This is a genomic window from Acetobacter tropicalis, from assembly GCF_001580915.1.
GTDB classification, from domain to species: domain Bacteria; phylum Pseudomonadota; class Alphaproteobacteria; order Acetobacterales; family Acetobacteraceae; genus Acetobacter; species Acetobacter tropicalis.
The window spans coordinates 1-17,654 of sequence record NZ_LHZQ01000216.1; the positions used below are offsets into that span (position 1 = coordinate 1).

Below are 17,654 nucleotides of genomic sequence, written 5' to 3' on the forward strand. Positions count from 1 at the left end.
CTCATTCAAAAGCCACTCTTTTTATGGGGGGATTACCGTCCACCAAGCTCAAGCTGCTGGGCGTTGATGTGGGCTCTATTGGAGATGCGCACGGCGCAACACCGGGCAGTCGCAGCTATCGTTTTATTGGAGAGGCAGACGGGTCCTACCGCCGGCTTGTGCTTTCAGCGGACGGAACACGCGTGCTTGGTGCGGTTCTGGTGGGGGATAATGCTTATTACGATACCATCCTTCAATATGTTCAGAATGGAGTCAAACCACCACAGGACCCTGCGGTACTGATCCTACCGCGAGGCGAAGGGGCTGAACTGCTTGGTGCGGATGCGCTCCCCGATACGGCCATGATCTGCTCGTGTCACAATGTGACCAAAGGCGCGATCTGTTCTTCCATTGATGAGGGCTGTGCGGAGCTTGGCGCGCTGAAACAGGCTACCAAAGCCAGCTCAGGATGTGGTGGATGTGCGGCGCTCCTCAAAAGTGTGTTCGAAACAGAACTGGAAGCACGTGGCATTACTGTAGACCGCAGTCTGTGTGAGCATTTTTCTTATACACGGCAGGAGCTTTATTCCCTCGTCCGGGTGCATGGTATTCAGACTTTTGAAGAGTTGATGGCTCCGTACGGCAATGGTGGTTTGGGGTGTGACATCTGCAAACCTGTTGTCGGGTCGATCATGGCGTCGGCCTGGAATAAACCTATTACAGACCCGCTTTACATTCCATTGCAGGACACGAACGATACGTTCATGGCCAATATGCAAAAAAATGGAACATATTCGGTTGTCCCCCGGATTGCAGGCGGTGAAATTACACCGGAAAAACTGATTGTTCTTGGGCAGGTTGCAAAGAAATATAACCTCTACACCAAAATTACCGGCGGCCAGCGGATTGATCTGTTCGGTGCCCAACTGGATCATCTGCCGGATATCTGGAACGAGCTTCTCGACGCAGGCTTCGAGACCGGACATGCTTACGGAAAATCGACACGAACCGTGAAATCCTGCGTGGGAAGCACATGGTGTCGGTATGGTGTGCAGGATAGCGTGGGTAAGGCGCTTGATCTGGAAAACCGCTACAAGGGGCTACGGGCCCCGCATAAACTGAAATTTGCTGTCTCTGGCTGCACGCGCGAATGTGCGGAGGCGCAGAGTAAAGATGTGGGTGTGATTGCTACCGAACATGGCTGGAATCTGTATGTCTGCGGCAACGGCGGCATGCGGCCGCGTCATGCAGAACTGTTTGCGACAGATCTCGATGCGGACACGCTTGTAAAATATATTGATCGTTTTCTGATGTTTTACATCCGGACGGCAGATAAACTTCAACGTACATCTGTCTGGCGCGAAAACCTTGAAGGTGGCCTGGATTATCTGAAAGATGTGATCATCAAGGACAGCCTGGGCATTTGTGAGGAACTGGAGCGGCAGATGCAACTGGTTGTTGATCGATACCAGTGCGAATGGCGCAACGCGTTGACTGACCGTGAAAAGCTTAAAAGGTTTCGCACCTTTGTCAATGACAGTCGGCCTGATCCGAATATTCGCACTGTGCCCGAGCGCGATCAGGTTCGGCCAGCAGACAACCTGCCAGAAACCATCACCTCTGGCGGCCCATCAAACTGGGCCAGCCTGTGTAAGCAGGATGATCTGGTAGAAAAATCTGGTGTTGTGGCTTGGTATGAGGGCAATCAGATTGCGCTGTTCTACCTGCCGGAAACGGAGGGCAAGTCATCTCGTGTCTATGCGATCGACAACCATGATCCGTTCTCGAATGCTAATGTGATTGGTCGCGGGATCATGGGTGACCTGAAAGGCCATCTGGTGGTGGCATCTCCGCTCTATAAACAGCATTTCCGCTTAGAGGATGGTCAATGTCTGGAAGATCCTGCTGTCCGACTGCGCACATGGGATGCCCGTTTGGAAGGCGGAAAGGTCCAGATTAAAGCGAAAACAGTGGAGGCCGTATCAGACCTTGTGTCTGTCTGAGGCTGCTATGGCGAAGGAGGAAATTCGCACCGTATGCCCCTATTGTGGCGTGGGGTGCGGGATCATTATGGAGGTTGAAAACGGCCGCATTGCCAAGGTGCGCGGGGATGCCGCGCATCCTGCAAATGGTGGTCGTCTTTGCACTAAAGGGAGTAGCTGCGACAAGCCTCTTCTTTCCGATCAGCGCCTGAAACAGGCTATTCTCCGTTCTGAGCGAGGGGGGAAGGCGGTTTCGCTTCCCATGCAGGAAGCCATTGAGGTCACGGCAGCGAGGCTGCGCTCCATTCTGGAAGAACACGGGCCAGACGCCATTGCCTTTTACGTTTCCGGACAGATGTCGCTGGAAGCGCAGTATCTCATTAACAAACTGGCGAAGGGGTTTGTCCGCAGCCAGTATATTGAATCCAATTCCCGCCTTTGCATGGCTGCCGCGGGGACAGGCTACAAACTCTCTCTTGGCGCGGACGCTCCTCCAGGTAGTTATGAAGATTTCGACTGTACCGATCTGTTTTTTGTGATCGGTGCAAACATGGCGGACTGTCATCCTATCCTGTTTCTGCGTCTGCTGGACCGTAAGCGGGCGGGGGCGAAGCTGATTGTTGTCGATCCCCGCCGGACAGCCACAGCGGAAAAAGCGGATTTGTATCTTCCTATTCGTCCCGGAACGGATCTGGCGCTGTTGAATGGGGTGCTTCATCTTTTAGTAAAAAATGAGGCTATTGATCGGGACTTCATTGCGCGTTTCACCAGTGGATGGGATGCGATGGTGCCTTTTGTGGAAGAATACACGCCGGAAAGGGTGGCCGACATTACCGGCCTGCCGGTGGACGATATTCTGACTGCCGCGCGCTGGATAGCTGAGGCCGGTGAGTGGCTAAGCCTGTGGACCATGGGGCTGAACCAGAGTGTTGCCGGGACGTGGAACACCAACGCCTTGTGCAATCTTCACCTCGCCACCGGGGCGATCTGCCGCCCTGGCAGCGGTCCGTTCTCTCTGACGGGTCAACCCAATGCGATGGGGGGACGGGAGATGGGCTATATGGGGCCCGGTTTGCCGGGGCAGCGCAGTGCGCTTGTTGCCGCTGACCGTGCGTTTACCGAGGAGCAGTGGTCTCTACCGCCCGGCACCCTCCGGGAGGCCGAAGGGAATGGTGCCATAGGCATGTTCAATGCAATAGAGCGTGGAGAGATCAAGGCATGCTGGGTTATCTGTACCAATCCTGTTGCGACCGTGGCCAACCGTGGACATGTTGTCCGGGCGCTTGAGGTCGCGGAATGCGTGATTGTGCAGGACGCATTTGCTGACAGCGAAACCGCATACTTTGCTGACATTGTGCTCCCTGCCGCATTGTGGGCCGAGGCTGATGGTGTGCAGGTTAATTCCGACCGTACAATCACACTTGCACGCCAGGCTGTTCTGCCTCCGGGTGAGGCAATGGCGGATTGGGAGATTATTGCACGTGTCGCGCAAGCCATGGGCTTTAAGAAGGATTTTTCCTACTCCTCCTCCGCCGAGGTGTTTGCCGAAGCGAGCCGTTTTACCAACCCGAAAACCGGTTATGACATTGCAGGCGTAAGCCATGCGCGGCTCCGCGAGGGGCCGGTACAGTGGCCTGCTCCATCTGGTGATAGGCAGGCCCGTCACCCTATCCGCTATCTTCAGCCCGATGGACACGGGCCTGTTTTCCCAACACCGGATGGCAGAGGCATTTTTCATCCGCGCCCGTGGCTGCGTCCTGATGAATGGCCGAACGAAGAGTTTCCCTTCGTGCTGAATAGTGGGCGTTTGCAACATCAATGGCATACACTGACCAAGACAGGGCGGGTGGAAAGTCTGAATCGGCTTAGTCCCGGCCCGTTTGTAGAGATTGCCCCGGAAGATGCGGGACCGCTCGGTTTTGTACAGGGTGACAGTGCACGGATTACCTCAAGACGGGGCAAAATTGTGCTGCCGGTAGAAGTGTCTTCCCGTGTCAGTCCCGGCACATGTTTTGCTCCGTTTCACTGGAATGATCGGTTTGGAGAGGGCCAGACGGTCAATACCATTACGTCAGACATCGTTGATCCCATCTCGTTGCAGCCGGGTTTCAAGCTCTGCGCAGTAACGCTCGAACGTGTGGACAAGCAGCCGGGCAGAGAGAGTGGCAGTAAGGAACTGGGGAGTGAAGGGGGCCATGCCATGGGGGTGCACGCTCTTGTCAGTCACCTTGGGTTGAAGAGCCCAGCGTTGCCAATCGCTGCCTCTTTGCCAGCCGAAGCGCATTTATGGCTTTCCGGGTTTCTTGAGGGGCTGGAAATTTCTCCCCCTCACACTGGAGAGTTACCCGTGTTGCCGCCTTCGGCTCCTGTGCCAGCAGACGTACGTTCCCGGATTGATGGCCTTCTTGCCGGTCTTTATAGTCGCAGTCGGGAGCAAGATGTTTCTCTGCCAATATCCGGTATAACTGTATGGTGGGCCTCGCAGACCGGTAGAGCGGAAGAACTTGCGGGTACGGTGGCGGCCTGGTTGCAAGAGGCAGGTCACACGGCTACGGCCAGATGTTTAAGCGAATTTGATCCAGACATATCCGTTTCCGGCACAGCACTCTTTGTTGTCTCTACATTTGGGGACGGTGATCCTCCAGATTGTGCGGGACCGTTCTGGACCATGCTGAGGGAACGGGAAGTATCCTTAGCCGACCTCAGATTTACCGTGTTGGCATTAGGCGACTCTTCTTATGCGAATTTTTGCGGTTTTGGGCGGATGTTGGATAGCCGCTTGCGGGAGTTGGGCGCAATGCCGTTTCTCGACCGAATGGACTGTGAGCCAGATTTTGAAGATGTAGTCGAAACTTGGCGTGGCGCGGTTCTGACATCTCTCGGCCAACGGGAAAGCGGGGCGGTGACGGCTGTTGCGGAACGTGTTGCAGAACCGGTGGCTGGCACACGCGACATGCCCGTAATGGCACGGTTACAGATCAATCAACGTCTCTGTGCATCTGGGTGTGAAAGAGACACGCGCCGCATTGGTCTGGACCTGAGTGAGACGGAACTGGTGTGGGCACCGGGAGATGCACTGGGGGTCTGGCCCTGTAATCCCCTATCTCATGTGGAGATGACCCTCCGAGCGCTTAATCTGCCCGAGGAAACTCCCATTGTTCTGCGGGGCCATGGTACGGTGGTATTGAAAGAGGCGCTTTTGCGTCATCTTGATCTGTCCCGTCCTCATCCGGCCATGCTGGCTGCTCTTGGAGACCCTGCGCCGGGTTTTCTTCCTGATCTTCTGAAGGGAGCTTCTCTGCGGGTGGCGACGCAGGATGTTCCGGCGCTGTTCCGGCGCATGCAGCCTCGTCTTTATTCCATTGCGTCCTCCCCCTTCGTGTCCGGGCGTGTGGTAGAATTGACCGTGGGGGTTAACTCCGCACCTTGGCCTGGCGTATGCTCTAACTGGCTTGCCGGACTGGAAGAGGGCATGAACGTTCCGGTTTTTGTGCAGCCAACCACACATTTCAGGCTTCCACAGGATGATGCTGCTTCCATCATTATGATTGGCCCTGGCACTGGAATTGCGCCATTCAGAGGTTTTTTGCAGGATCGTGCCGCCCGGAAAGCTCAAGGGAAAAACTGGCTTTTCTTTGGCGAGCGCCATGCGGAAGAGAGTTTCTATTATCGCGATGAATTGGAAACCTTCCTGCACGAAGGTTTTCTAACACGTCTGGATACGGCATTCTCTCGGGATCAGGCGGAGCAGATCTATGTGCAGGACCGGATGGAACAGGTAGGAGCGGACATTTGGCAGTGGCTGCGTGAGGGGGCATCTGTGTACGTCTGCGGAGATGCTACACGGATGGCGCGAGATGTGGATGCTGCACTTCGCAGAATTGTTGTGCGTCACGGCAATCTGTCCATGGAGGCAGCGGAGGCATTTGTTGCAGGCCTGACGGGTGAAGGGCGCTATCTGCGTGATGTTTATTGATGACTGAAGGCGCTTTGTCACGTCCGTCGCTTAAGGTTCTCGTCGCGGATGAGAACCCTAAACGCGGCTATGCTCTTCTGGAAACACTCAGGGCGGATGACTCTCTTGAAGTGCTGACTGTTCCCCCCGGTATGGCGCTGATTGAGGCTGTGCGGCTCCACGGACCTGATGTTGTGCTCGTAGATATGGAGCGAGCAGATCGTGATGCACTGGACAGTATTCGGGCGTTATCAGGATCAGCGCTGGAGCGACCGGTTGCCCTGTTTGTGGACGAAGACGACGTGGAGTTGATGGAAACAGCTTTTGATACGGGCATCTGTTCCTACAACGTGGTAGATGCGCCCCCACGGGATGTGAAGCCTCTGCTGCGGGCAGCCATTGCGCTTTATACCCGTTTCCATCGCACGCGAAATGAACTGACCGAGGCTCAGCGTATTCTGGCGGAACGCAGCATGATCGAACAGGCGAAAAGGTGCTTCATGAAGAATGAGAAAGCCAGCGAACCTCAGGCTTACCGCTGGCTCCAGCGGCGCGCCATGCAGACTTCAAGCCGCATTGCCGTTGTGGCTGCAGACTATCTGGCATTGCAGAGGAAGGATAATGCATCATGACTGTAGCGGTCCGCATCGGAGTGTTGAAACTGGCCGATAGTGCGCCGGTCATCATGGCGCGGCAGCAGGGGCTTTTTGCACAGTATGGTCTGGAAGCCGAGATTGTTGTTTCTCCATCCTGGGCGAACATTGCCGATGGCCTAGCATGGAATCGTCTGGATGCGGCCGTCATGTTCGCGCCTTTGGCTATGATGACGGCGCTGGGGCGACGCGGCCCTGACACAATGCTTCGTCCTCTGGGCCGGGTTAGTCGGGGTGGTAACACCATTATGCTACGGGGGAGCGCTCCGGTTCGTGCGGTATGGCAGGCTGGATTGGCAGGGCGGCAGGCTTTTGATGTCTGGCGCGCCGCCCTTGGGCGCAAGCCCCGTTTGGCTGTTGTGCACATGTATTCAACGCATCTTCTCATTCTGCGACGATTTCTAGAGAGTATTGAAGTCGAGATGGAGAAAGAGACTGATTTGTGCGTCATGCCCCCCACAGACATGATCCATGCTCTTTCTGAAAAAACGATTGATGGGTGTTGTGTGGGGCCGCCTTGGGGAACAGAGGCGGAACTGTTGGGGCTTGCCTTTCAGGTAGGTGGCTCAGCCACTGTTCTACCAAATCATATTGAAAAAATCCTTGTCACATCCGGAAAATTCTCTCTAGACGAAGACGTGGTGCACCGTGTGTCCCGTGCTGTTGAGGACGCTCTTTCTTTCTGCCAGCAACCAGAACAAGCAGAAAATATAGCGAGGATACTTGCTCTTCCCGTATCAGAGGGGGGGCTGACCCTCCCCGTAGGGGCAACTCGTGCGATTCTCCCCGGTGGAGGAGCTAATGATGTTATTACCTTTACCGGGGGAAGCCTCCAGCTATCTGATCTGGACTGGATTATGAAGGATATGATGGTTTTGGGGTGGTTGGAAGAGGCCGGACGGAAGACACTGACGCGCCTGTTTGGCTCCGGAGCAGCAGAAACGACGCACGCGTAAGTGCCTCTGTCCGAAGTGGGCGCATTATCAGTGCAAGTCCACTTCTAGAGACCTCGGGATTATGCCACGATACATGCACTGAAAATCAGGGGCATGAAGAGCCTCGTCGTGCCTGCTTTCTGGAGAGAGACGTTTTTATGCGTAGGTTTCTATCTTTTACAACGTTGCTTGCAGGTTTGCCGCTCGTTATTCCTGCTCATGCCGAGCAGACATTTTCATTTCAGCAGACGGCAGGAGAACTGCCTAAGACTGTTGCTCCATTGTCCTATGTTATTCATGTTGCAACAGACATGGACCGTCTCTCCCTAACCGGCCAAGAGACAATCAAGGTCAACGTGCTTTCCGCCACAGCGGAAATGACTATGAATCAGGCAGGGCTAAAGCTGTCTGACGCTGTTCTGGATAACAGTATCAAAGCGGATATCAGCCAGAATGACACAGCCGAGACCGTGACGTTGCGGTTTCCCCAAAATGTTGCCAGGGGCGTACATACGCTTGCCATCAGGTATTCTGGGCCCATCCTGAAAACCCCGAATGGTATCTATGTGGATGACTACACTTCTCCCAACGGTGAAGCAAAACGCATGCTTGTCACCCAGTTTGAAGTGGCAGATGCACGGCGCATGTTTCCGGGGTGGGATGAGCCGGCCTTTAAGGCGACCTTTCAGTTGAATGTGGCTTTGCCAGCGGATTATGTGGCGGTGAGCAACATGCCGATTACAGCCACCAAGACCGAAGGGCAGGGGCAAAAACAGGTTTCGTTTGCAACCACACCCCGTATGTCCACTTACCTTCTGGCGTTGGTTGCGGGAGACATGAAGGCGGTCCGAGGGCAAGCTGATGGAACACCGCTGGCTGTTTACGCCCCCTCAGGTTTGGAAGGGCAGGGGGAATTCGCACTTCATGCCGCAGAAAAGATACTGCCGTATTATAATAGCTATTTTGGTGTGAAATATCCGCTTCCCAAAATGGATATGGTGGCCATTCCTGGCAATTATCAAGCTGGAGCCATGGAGAACTGGGGGCTTCTGACCTACATTGATAACGTGCTCCTGTTTGACCCAAAAAACAGTACCCCCCGTACGCGTGAACTGATTTATGAAGTGGTCGCTCATGAAATGGCGCATCAATGGTCTGGTGATCTGGTGACCATGGGCTGGTGGGACAATATCTGGTTGAACGAAGGGTTCGCCTCTTGGATGGAAATCAAGGCGACAGACAAGATGAACCCGCAATGGGAGATCTGGCCCCGTCAGCACGAAACGCGAGAAGAAACCATGGGTACGGATGCGCTTTCCAGTACCCACCCGATTCAGCAAACCATTCACAACGTAAGCGAAGCAAATTCCGCGTTTGACGGGATCAGCTATGGGAAAGGTGAACTGGTTATCCGTATGTTGGAAGGCTGGTTGGGAGAAGATCGTTTTCGCCAGGGTATGCGGGCGTATATGAAAGCTCATGCCTATGGTAGCGCAACAAGCCAGGATTTGTGGAACGCGTTGTCTGGCGCATCTGGACAGGATGTCGGTACGGTTGCGCGTAGTTTTACTGAACAGCCGGGTATTCCGCTGGTGAATGTTGCCACGTCCTGCCAGAGCGGAAAAACCGTTTACACTCTAAGCCAATCCCGCTTTACCATCCATGATCCCACGCCAAAAGATCAGGTATGGAACATTCCTGTTGTGGCGGGGGCTCCCGGTTTGCCGGTCCACAAGCTGGTTCTGGGTAAAGCCCCACAGACATTCTCTGTGGCGGGATGCAATGTGCCAGTGAAAATGAATTTGGGGGAAAGCGGATACTACCGTGTCCGTTACGAGTCCTCAGCATTTGAGGCTTTGCTAAAGATTATCAGCACATTTTCTGCGGTTGATAAGGCAAACCTGCTGGGAGACCAGTTTGCACTTTTCCGTTCAGGGCAGGCACAATTGTCCTCTTACCTCACGCTTGCGGATCATATTCTGGAAGCGAATGAGAGTAATATTGCAGTCATTCAGGAAATTATTGGAAAATTTGACGTTCTGGATGACTACCTGAAAGGGTCGGAAGATCGTGACGCGTTTCGGGTCTACGCACGTAAAAGTCTGACACCTGTTTTTGCTCGTCTTGGGTGGGATCAGAAGCCAGATGAAAATGTGCTGGATACCATGCTGCGGCCTTCTGTTATTTCCGCCTTGGGCAAGTTTGAAGACCCGGCGATAATGGCAGATGCTAAAACCCGCTTCGCACAATGGCTGGATAATCCGGATTCTCTGCGCCCGGATATTGTGGGCGTGGTAGCGGGGATTGCCATGAAACACCCAGATCAGAAAACGTATGACATCATGGCAGGAAAAGTTCGTAGCACACAGGCCACGGAAGTGAAGTTGCGCCTGTTTAATGCCATTGCGGGAGCCACAAGCCCTGCACTGATTGAGCAGAATGTAGCGTTAGCCTATAGCGGTGCCATTCCTAACGGACGTATTGCCTCGGCGCTAGCAAGAGTGGCTGACAGTAGCGAAAATCCTGATCTGGTATGGAAGCTTGTAAAGCAGCATGAAGCAGATATCAGAACGCATCTGGCTCCATGGTCTCAAGATGGGTTTCTGGCCGGGATTGCCGTATATTCAGATAGTGCACATATTGCACACGAGCTGGAAAATGATCCTGAATCAGGCAAAACAACGGGTGCAAAAATTGCAACGGCCAAAGCATTGAGTGAAATTAGCGCACGTAAAGAAGCCATGCAGGCTGCACAATCGCAAATTCATGCTTGGTTAAGCGCAACGCATCATTAGTAATTTTTTATTGAGAGATACCGTAACATGTCCTGCTTCGGGATGCTCCCAGTAAGCAGGACATGTTTTTTAATTTTAAGAAAAGTAGAACTCTAAGTTAGTCAAACCCAAATGATATTCCAGCGAATATACCAAATCCATCGCCTACAAGAAGAGCTGAAGGTTGTGCATTGCCACTTCCATAAACGGGAACGACGCCGGTTGCATAATGCTTGTTCGCAAGGTTATGGAAGCTCAGATATACTTGACGATGCTTTTTAGGCCACTGATACCCCATGTTAAAATTATAAATATGGTAAGGGGCAGCCCGATACTGGTTATTATAAGATGCAAGAACGGATGATGCGACTTCTGCATCAACGGCAGCATAAAATCCGTTCTTCAGATCAAGATGCAATTCGCCTTGGTAATAATGCTGCGGGATACCAGGTATATGGTTATGGCCCCAAACCGGATCATGATTAAAACGAAAATCCTGATAAGTGTAGGCTTGGCGGAGAGAAATGATGTTTCCACTCCACTGGTAGAGGGTTGAATGCAGCGCAAATTCCACCCCTTGATGAGTGGTAGGTGAAGCATTGCCGTACGTTGCGTTGTTATAAAGCTGGGATGTGGGGGTCATAACGGAGAGTAGTTCATTATGAACCGCAGAGTGATAATAGGATAGGCTCCACTGCGTGCCGGCATATTCTCCGCTTGTACCCACTTCAAATGTGGTTGCTGTCTGGGGTTTCAGCATGGCCCAGTCTTTGGTTAATCCTTGCGCGATGCCTGACGTATAGAGGCTTCCAGAAAGATACTGCCAGTCCTGAGCAGGCTGCACACTGCGGCTGACATTTCCGTAAACCTGAATATGCGGGTTGATGACATAGCGGAAACCGGCCCGCGGTGAAAAATACAAGGCATCCTGACTGAAACGGCTTTTTTCCGGATAGGTCTGGCTGCCAGAGCGGGGGGAGTAATCCAGCGCGCCCGCAACAGTCAGCCAGAAATTATGGAAAAGTTCCGTATTATTGCTAACATGAAAAATATTGTCGCTGCCGCCCAGATGTGAACGGGTGACCAACGCGCCAAAAGGCACATTTGGATAGGCTTGCGAGCGTCTGACACGGTTTTCGATGGTGGCGTGCAGATCATGGGTTGTATAGACACCCGCATCTGTATCGCTCTGGTGACCGAAGAGCTTGTCATGCCGCTGGTAGCTGAGAACTGCGGAGGCGTAGTCAATATCGTACAGGGAGGATGTGTTGCCCAGTTCATGATCCATAGGCGCGTTCATGTAAACAAAACCAAGCATAATCTTGGAATTATCATCTACACGGATACTCAGGCGGTCCGCAGCATATTTTGTGCCGGGTTCTATGGTTTTTGTGCCCCAGTAACGATAGGGTTCCTGTGCCTGTTTGGGGTTCTGTGCGACCTGGGCACGTGTCAGATAGTAGGGGTTGCCTTCAGACGTCTGGCGATACCGGAAGAAAAAGCGGTTATCAACACGATCATTAAATTTGTAGCCATAATTGAAGTTAACGCCAAAATTGGTGGATTTTGTGTTTTCCTGATAACCTGAACGATAGGAATTTGTCACGCTAAGATAATAGTCATGTTTGCCAATAACCTTGCCGGAACTGAGCTGTTCCTTCACGTAGCCAAAGCTGCCAGCTTCAACACGAGCCTGATAGGTTTGAGCGTCATACCCAGTATTGGTCACGTAATTGATGGCGCCGCCCAGCATGAGGGAGCCGTAGTCAAAACCATTTCCGCCCCGTAGCACTTCAGTGTATTTTATGCCCAATGGCTCCTGCAGTTCGTTCACGGTTCCAATTGGCGTGGTTAAAGGTAGGCCATCAAACAGGAAAAGAATACCGGACCGTGTGGCGTTCAGGCCCGTCTGGATACCAGAGCCACGGATGGAAATTCGCAGATCATCTGATCCGCAGGGTGCCTGAGCGAATACGCCAGCCTGATATTTGAAGGAGTCAGCATTTGTCGCGCTCCGGCCACGTAACATAACGGACGCATCAATCACGCTGGTACCGCCGGGAATACGGGATAATCTGCGTTCTGCCTGCATAACCGCAGGGGTATGATGATGCGTTACCGTTATCTGCTCGGCAGTGTGACTGTGAGCGGGGCCGTGGTCATGATGCATGCCTTCCATACTGTCTGATACGGCACCATGCGTATGGGTATGTACATGACCAGACCCTTTATGGGTGGCCGAGATATGATGTGCTGCGGCGGCTGAAGGCTGGTGCGTCATCTCCATAGGGGTGGCGAAAGCTGCGGTAGAGGTTGTCACCAATGCTGTGGTTGTCAGGAGAGCACTCACCCGGACAGGGGAAGTCATAAAAAAGGAACACACACGGGAAGCACGAACCATAAGGGCAGGAAGTGGTGCGGCGAGGTGATCCATATTTTTAATCCGTAAGAGTAAGATAATTACATATGTCGACAATGTGGAATATATCAGCATGTGATATCGGTAAACTGCGATTCAACAAAATATAATGTATGTTGTAAATTAGACACGAAAAAGTATGTGGAAACGGGTTTGAGGTTCAGATGTGTGTTGTTTTCTTTATTTAATATATTAAAAAACAAGAACTTATAGGAATTTTAGATTTTATGGTGTGGAAGATGCGAATGTAACCTGCACTGGCTTTCCGAAAGAGGGAGGGTCAAGGTGACTGGCAGATAAGACGAGAACGAAGTGGATTTCACATTTTTTCTACGGGCAGTTGAAATAACAAAAAAATAAGTCATAAAATAAAAACAACGACCCAGTTCGAGTTTTGGGCTGTCTGTGGATGACGCAGAAACAGAAGGATGTTTGATGTCAGAAAGCGGTTCTAGGTCCCGGTCGGTCCAGAAATTAAGGGGGCGACAACTTAGCTTCGTCTGGAAGGAGAGCCGCAGGTTTCTTTCTCCCGTTCTTCTGGTTCTGTTCTGGCAGATTGCAAGCGCTGGCGGATTTGTGTCCGCGCGGATATTGCCCTCTCCAGCGCAGCTTGCTCATACGGCGTGGGGGCTGATCAAGGATGGGTCGCTCCCAACTAATCTTCTGGTATCTCTGGAGCGCGCAAGCATAGGATTTGGTCTTGCGTTGGGTATTGGCGTTATTCTGGCCCTGATTTCTGGTCTTTCCCGTTTGGGAGAGGACATAATTGATGCCCCTCTTCAAATCCTGCGCACTCTGCCTGCTCTGGCTTTGGCTCCCCTTTTCATCCTATGGTTCGGTATTGGAGAGGAGCCAAAAATTCTTCTTGTTACTCTGGGGGCTTTGTTTCCAATTTATCTGAATTTGCACAAGGGCATTCGCAGTATTGACCCCAAATTTCTGGAGATGTCTCGCACGCTTGGGCTTTCTCGGAGTCAGATAATCCGAGAGGTGGTTCTGCCGGGTGCTTTGCCGGATTTGCTACTTGGAGTGCGTTATGCGCTGGGTGTTGCGTGGTTAATGCTTGTTGTGGCGGAACAGGTCAATGCGGAAAGTGGCATTGGCCATATGATGATGGATGCGGAAGATTTTTTGCGCACAGATATCATTTTGGTCGGGCTGATTGTGTATGGTTTGCTGGGGCTGATTTCTGATTGGGTTGTAAGAACCGGAGAACGTTGGTTGCTTGCGTGGCAAGTGGATGGTGGCAAGCGCGTATGAACACCTTTTTTTCAGAACCGGAAAATGGCGAGCCGCGTGCGGTTGACACGACACGCTCGGTTCATGTCTCGGGTTTAACCAGACGGTTTGGAGACGGACCTGCTGTTCTGGATCACTTATCTCTGGACATACCATCCGGACAGTTTGTTGCGCTGCTGGGGCGCAGTGGTTCCGGAAAATCTACCTTGTTGCGGACGCTATCAGGATTGGACTCAGTAGAATATGGAGAGGTGGCGCGTCCAAAAGCGGTTTCTGTTGTGTTTCAGGAAAGCCGCTTGTTACCATGGAAGCGGGTCTGGCAAAATGTGGTGTTGGGGCAAAAGGGGCCGGAAGGAAAAGAACGCGCGCTTCAGGTGCTCAAGGAAGTGGGTTTATTGCATCGGGTGGAGGCGTGGCCTCTGACCCTTTCCGGAGGCGAGGCGCAGAGAGTGGCACTGGCACGCGCGCTTGTACGAAATCCATCTTTCCTGATGTTAGATGAACCTTTTGCTGCTTTGGATGCTTTGACACGCATTCACATGCAGAATCTTGTTCTCTCATTGTGGAGAAAACATCAGTGCACGGCTTTACTGGTAACACACGATGTAGATGAGGCCCTGGTTCTGGCTGATCGTGTTCTGGTGCTGGAACACGGGCGGATTAAGGTTGATCTGCCTGTTACCCTTCCGCGCCCGCGGCGGCATGCTCATCCAGTCTTTGAGCAGTTGCGGAGTGAGCTTCTGCACGCATTAGGTGTGCAGAATGCGTAAGAGTGTCCATTTTGAAAAAAGGATGAAGCCTCTATGACAAAGGCATCTGAACGGTCGGCAGAAACGTCTGCCAACTCTTTTATTGTTGATCGTTGGTCTCCGCGCGCTTTTACGCCGGCTTCTATATCAGAGGAAACGCTGCAAGCATTTCTGGAGGCAGGACGGTGGGCTCCTTCAGCTTATAACGGGCAACCATGGCGCTTTCTGTACGCCCGACGGGACACGCCAGACTGGGACCGTTTTCTGTCATGGCTCATTCCGTTCAATCAATCCTGGGCGCAGCATGCGTCTGCGCTGGTATTTGTGGCGTCTCATACCGTAACATTTTCCAGTAGCACCGGAGAGCCCGTACCTGCGCCTACTCATGCCTTTGATGCTGGGGCGGCGGCTGTTCTGGTTCAGTTGCAGGCTTCTCATGCTGGGTGGGCAACGCATCCCATTAGCGGGTTTGATCATGCTTTGGCGCGTGCAGGATTGGAATTGCCGGACGATTACGCTTTGCACGCAGCCATCGTTATCGGGCAGCAGGGTGAAAAAGCTACTCTGCCGGAAACCTTGCAGGGGAAAGAAGCGCCCTCCGGCCGCCGGCCTTTAACAGAACTAGCTTTTGAAGGGCGTTTTCCGCCGCGTGAGGATTAACCTTTCCAAATCATATCCTCTACGCGGAGTGCGCCAGGAATAAGGGCATTCTGAGCCAACAGGTCAGCAGCTTTTTGCTGTTCGGCCTGTGTGGTCGTATCCATAAAACCTACATCCAGTGAAAGATGCGAGAGGGCGGTCTTGATAACGCCTTCTGCAAGGCCCGTGCTCTCGGCAAGTGTGTGGATCAGGTCTTGTTGGTTCTGGGTTACCCAAGGTTCGAGCCCGGAAAAGGTGGTAACAACTTTACGGGCAATATCTGCATTTTGGTCTATAAAGGCGCGACGCGAGAGTAGAAACTGGCGGTTGGGAGAAAGGTTTTCTGCGCTTGTGAGAAGTTTAGCTGAGGGAAGAGCTTCCCCAGCGGCAAGGTAAGGGTCCCAGATGGCCCAGGCGTCAATATGTTTGGTTTCAAACGCTGCCCGTGCGGCGGCAGGTGTCAGATTGACTGGATGAACATCCTGCATCGTCAAGCCACTTTGAGTCAGGGCGTTGAGAAGCAGGTAATGGACGTTTGAGCCTCTGTTAAAGGCGACTTTTTTGCCTTTCAGATCTTTTACGGCTTCAATGCCACTGTCTGCCTGAACCAGTATGCCTTCTCCCAACGGAGCAGAGCCACTGTGGCCAATATAAACCAATCTGTCAGGCCAGTTGGATTGGGCAAAAATAGGGGGAGCATCCCCTGTTTCAGCCAGATCAATGGCATCGGCTGAAAGGGCCTGTAACATTTGAGGTCCGGCGATAAACTCAGACCATTTCACATGCCACCCGGCAGACGAGAGTGCTTTTTCCAGTAGTCCCGATTGTTTGAGAATGAGGAGTGTGCCGTATCTCTGGTAACCAACCCGGAGGGTTTTATCTGCACTCTGGGCCACTGATTTGTGAGCTGACAGAAGGGTTGCGTTAGCCGCAGTTGCGATTGCTGCCGTAAGGAATGATCTACGGCGCAATCTGTGCGTAAATGGAGGTAGCATGAAAGTGGACATCCTTATTATTCATCATTCTATGGACAAGGCAGAAAGTTAAAAAGAAAGGGGCAGACGAGAGAAGGTGAGGGGATTGCTTTTAATATGTATTGAATTTGGATAAGCTATTAAATAACTAAAATTAATAGTTAAAATAACAGACTGACAATGAAGGAAAACAGCATTCCATGACTGGGCAGGATACGGACCCGCAGATTGTCTCTGTTCAGAAGCGTGTTTCTGAAATACTTTCTGATTTGAAAAGCTGGGCGCGGGACGCGGATAAAACTGCAGAGTTCCCCTTTGACGCTTTGGATGCTCTTGCGCGAGCGGGCGCCCTTGATGTGGTGTTGCCGCAAGCATATGGCGGGGCGGAATGTGATCTGGCAACGGCCCAGGCCTTAGTGGGTTCGATTGCACAGGCAGATCCTGTTTCCGCCCTTGTTTTGGTAAATCATTATATGGTGCACGCAGAATTGCGTGCCTTACCCTCTTATCCTGCGCCCCTTCAGAACAAGCAGGTTCTACAAGGGAAACTGATCAATGCATTGCTGGCTGAACCTGATCAGGGCTCAGCCTCACGGGGTGGTTTGCCCGGCACCGTGGCGCATAAAACGGAGCAGGGGTGGAGGCTTACGGGGCGCAAAGCTTACGCAACGGGTATACCGGCACTCTCATGGTTATTGGTCAGGGCCAGAACAGATGCCTCAGACCCAGAGATTGCATTTTTTCTGGTGCCAAGAGAGGCCCTTGGAATAACAGTGCTGTCCACTTGGGATCACGTTGGCATGCGGGCATCAGCGAGCCAGGAAATTGTGATGAAGGATGTTCCTGTGCCTGACGATCACCTTGTTTTCAAAGCATCTCCAGAAAATTCCTCCACTTTTGGAAAAGTGCTAGGTGTATGGAATCAGGGATTGCTCGGCGCGCTTTATGATGGCGTTGTCAGGACAGCGGTTGGCTGGACGGAGCATTTTCTTAAAGAACGTAAACCATCTAATCTAGGGGCTGCTCTTGCTACACTTCCAGCCATGCAGGATGTGATTGGTGGCATGCGGATTGCATTGGATCTCAATCAAACTCTTTTACGGTCTTTTGCCCAAGCTGTTGCACTGAAAGATAAGGACCGCGTGCAGAAAGAGGCAGTGCTGCTCAAGACGCAGACAGTGGATGGTGCAGCAGGACTGACACAGACATTACTGGCAATTGCAGGAAATGCTGGTCTGTCTGCACGCAATGATCTGGAGCGTTGCCATCGGGATGCATTGTGTGGGCGTATTCATGCGCCTCATGCTGAACTTTTACGGAACAAAGCGGGGCGTCAGGCACTGGGTCTTTAAAGAG

At 52.5% G+C, this 17,654-nt stretch carries 11 protein-coding genes; 9 read left to right on the forward strand and 2 right to left on the reverse strand.

Annotation, left to right across the window (positions count from 1 at the left end):
• The 5 genes from nirB to AD944_RS11920 all read left to right on the forward strand — a co-directional run.
• Window positions 1-1,982 (forward strand): nitrite reductase large subunit NirB (gene nirB / locus AD944_RS11900; protein ID WP_061474865.1); only part of this gene is annotated, 1,982 nt, incomplete at its 5' end.
• 7 nt (window positions 1,983-1,989) lie between these two features.
• Window positions 1,990-5,937: a bifunctional nitrate reductase/sulfite reductase flavoprotein subunit alpha gene (locus tag AD944_RS11905; protein ID WP_045543686.1), complete on the forward strand. Its 3,948-nt coding sequence runs from the start codon at window positions 1,990-1,992 to the stop codon at window positions 5,935-5,937.
• Window positions 5,937-6,548: an ANTAR domain-containing response regulator gene (locus AD944_RS11910; protein WP_045543685.1), complete on the forward strand. Its 612-nt coding sequence runs from the start codon at window positions 5,937-5,939 to the stop codon at window positions 6,546-6,548. The genes AD944_RS11905 and AD944_RS11910 overlap by 1 nt, the downstream gene beginning before the upstream one ends.
• A complete protein-coding gene (locus AD944_RS11915) occupies window positions 6,545-7,525 on the forward strand; it encodes an ABC transporter substrate-binding protein (RefSeq protein WP_045543684.1) in 981 nt (326 codons plus the stop codon). Before AD944_RS11910 ends, AD944_RS11915 begins: the two co-directional genes overlap by 4 nt.
• A gap of 137 nt (window positions 7,526-7,662) precedes the next feature.
• On the forward strand, window positions 7,663-10,299 hold the full coding sequence (locus AD944_RS11920) for a M1 family metallopeptidase (protein ID WP_045543683.1): 2,637 nt from the start codon (window positions 7,663-7,665) through the stop codon (window positions 10,297-10,299).
• A gap of 97 nt (window positions 10,300-10,396) precedes the next feature.
• Here the strand turns inward: AD944_RS11920 and AD944_RS11925 are convergent, their stop codons facing one another.
• The gene (locus AD944_RS11925) at window positions 10,397-12,646 is read right to left on the reverse strand and encodes a TonB-dependent receptor family protein (RefSeq protein WP_045543705.1); all 2,250 of its coding nucleotides are present in this window, start codon (window positions 12,644-12,646) and stop codon (window positions 10,397-10,399) included.
• 486 nt (window positions 12,647-13,132) lie between these two features.
• Here AD944_RS11925 and AD944_RS11930 point away from each other — a divergent pair, with 486 nt between their 5' ends.
• From AD944_RS11930 to AD944_RS11940, 3 genes are read left to right on the forward strand one after another with little or no spacing between them, the layout of a single operon-like run.
• Complete coding sequence (locus AD944_RS11930; protein ID WP_035382215.1) at window positions 13,133-13,957, forward strand: ABC transporter permease; 825 nt, start codon at window positions 13,133-13,135, stop codon at window positions 13,955-13,957.
• Window positions 13,954-14,706 carry an ABC transporter ATP-binding protein gene (locus AD944_RS11935; RefSeq protein ID WP_045543682.1) on the forward strand — a complete coding sequence of 251 codons (753 nt, stop codon included), beginning with the start codon at window positions 13,954-13,956 and terminating at the stop codon, window positions 14,704-14,706. The genes AD944_RS11930 and AD944_RS11935 overlap by 4 nt, the downstream gene beginning before the upstream one ends.
• A gap of 33 nt (window positions 14,707-14,739) precedes the next feature.
• Window positions 14,740-15,345, forward strand: coding sequence for a nitroreductase family protein (locus AD944_RS11940; RefSeq protein ID WP_045543681.1), 606 nt, complete (start codon window positions 14,740-14,742; stop codon window positions 15,343-15,345).
• On the opposite strand, the gene AD944_RS11945 is transcribed toward AD944_RS11940, so the two are convergent.
• Window positions 15,342-16,319 carry an aliphatic sulfonate ABC transporter substrate-binding protein gene (locus AD944_RS11945; RefSeq protein ID WP_052427303.1) on the reverse strand — a complete coding sequence of 326 codons (978 nt, stop codon included), beginning with the start codon at window positions 16,317-16,319 and terminating at the stop codon, window positions 15,342-15,344. The two genes, AD944_RS11940 and AD944_RS11945, sit on opposite strands and share 4 nt — an antisense overlap.
• A gap of 179 nt (window positions 16,320-16,498) precedes the next feature.
• Between AD944_RS11945 and AD944_RS11950 the strand changes: the two genes are divergently transcribed.
• A complete protein-coding gene (locus AD944_RS11950) occupies window positions 16,499-17,650 on the forward strand; it encodes an acyl-CoA dehydrogenase family protein (protein WP_052427302.1) in 1,152 nt (383 codons plus the stop codon).
• Window positions 17,651-17,654: the final 4 nt, after the last annotated feature.

Excerpts from the sequence above, each read along its gene's own strand:
- AD944_RS11915 (WP_045543684.1), top strand. The coding sequence starts at position 6,545 with ATGACTGTAGCGGTCCGCATCGGAGTGTTGAAACTGGCCGATAGTGCG.
- AD944_RS11950 (WP_052427302.1), top strand. The coding sequence starts at position 16,499 with ATGACTGGGCAGGATACGGACCCGCAGATTGTCTCTGTTCAGAAGCGT.
- AD944_RS11945 (WP_052427303.1), bottom strand. The coding sequence starts at position 16,319 with ATGCTACCTCCATTTACGCACAGATTGCGCCGTAGATCATTCCTTACG.
- AD944_RS11925 (WP_045543705.1), bottom strand. The coding sequence starts at position 12,646 with ATGACTTCCCCTGTCCGGGTGAGTGCTCTCCTGACAACCACAGCATTG.
- AD944_RS11930 (WP_035382215.1), top strand. The coding sequence starts at position 13,133 with ATGTCAGAAAGCGGTTCTAGGTCCCGGTCGGTCCAGAAATTAAGGGGG.
- AD944_RS11935 (WP_045543682.1), top strand. The coding sequence starts at position 13,954 with ATGAACACCTTTTTTTCAGAACCGGAAAATGGCGAGCCGCGTGCGGTT.
- AD944_RS11940 (WP_045543681.1), top strand. The coding sequence starts at position 14,740 with ATGACAAAGGCATCTGAACGGTCGGCAGAAACGTCTGCCAACTCTTTT.
- AD944_RS11920 (WP_045543683.1), top strand. The coding sequence starts at position 7,663 with ATGCGTAGGTTTCTATCTTTTACAACGTTGCTTGCAGGTTTGCCGCTC.
- AD944_RS11910 (WP_045543685.1), top strand. The coding sequence starts at position 5,937 with ATGACTGAAGGCGCTTTGTCACGTCCGTCGCTTAAGGTTCTCGTCGCG.
- AD944_RS11905 (WP_045543686.1), top strand. The coding sequence starts at position 1,990 with ATGGCGAAGGAGGAAATTCGCACCGTATGCCCCTATTGTGGCGTGGGG.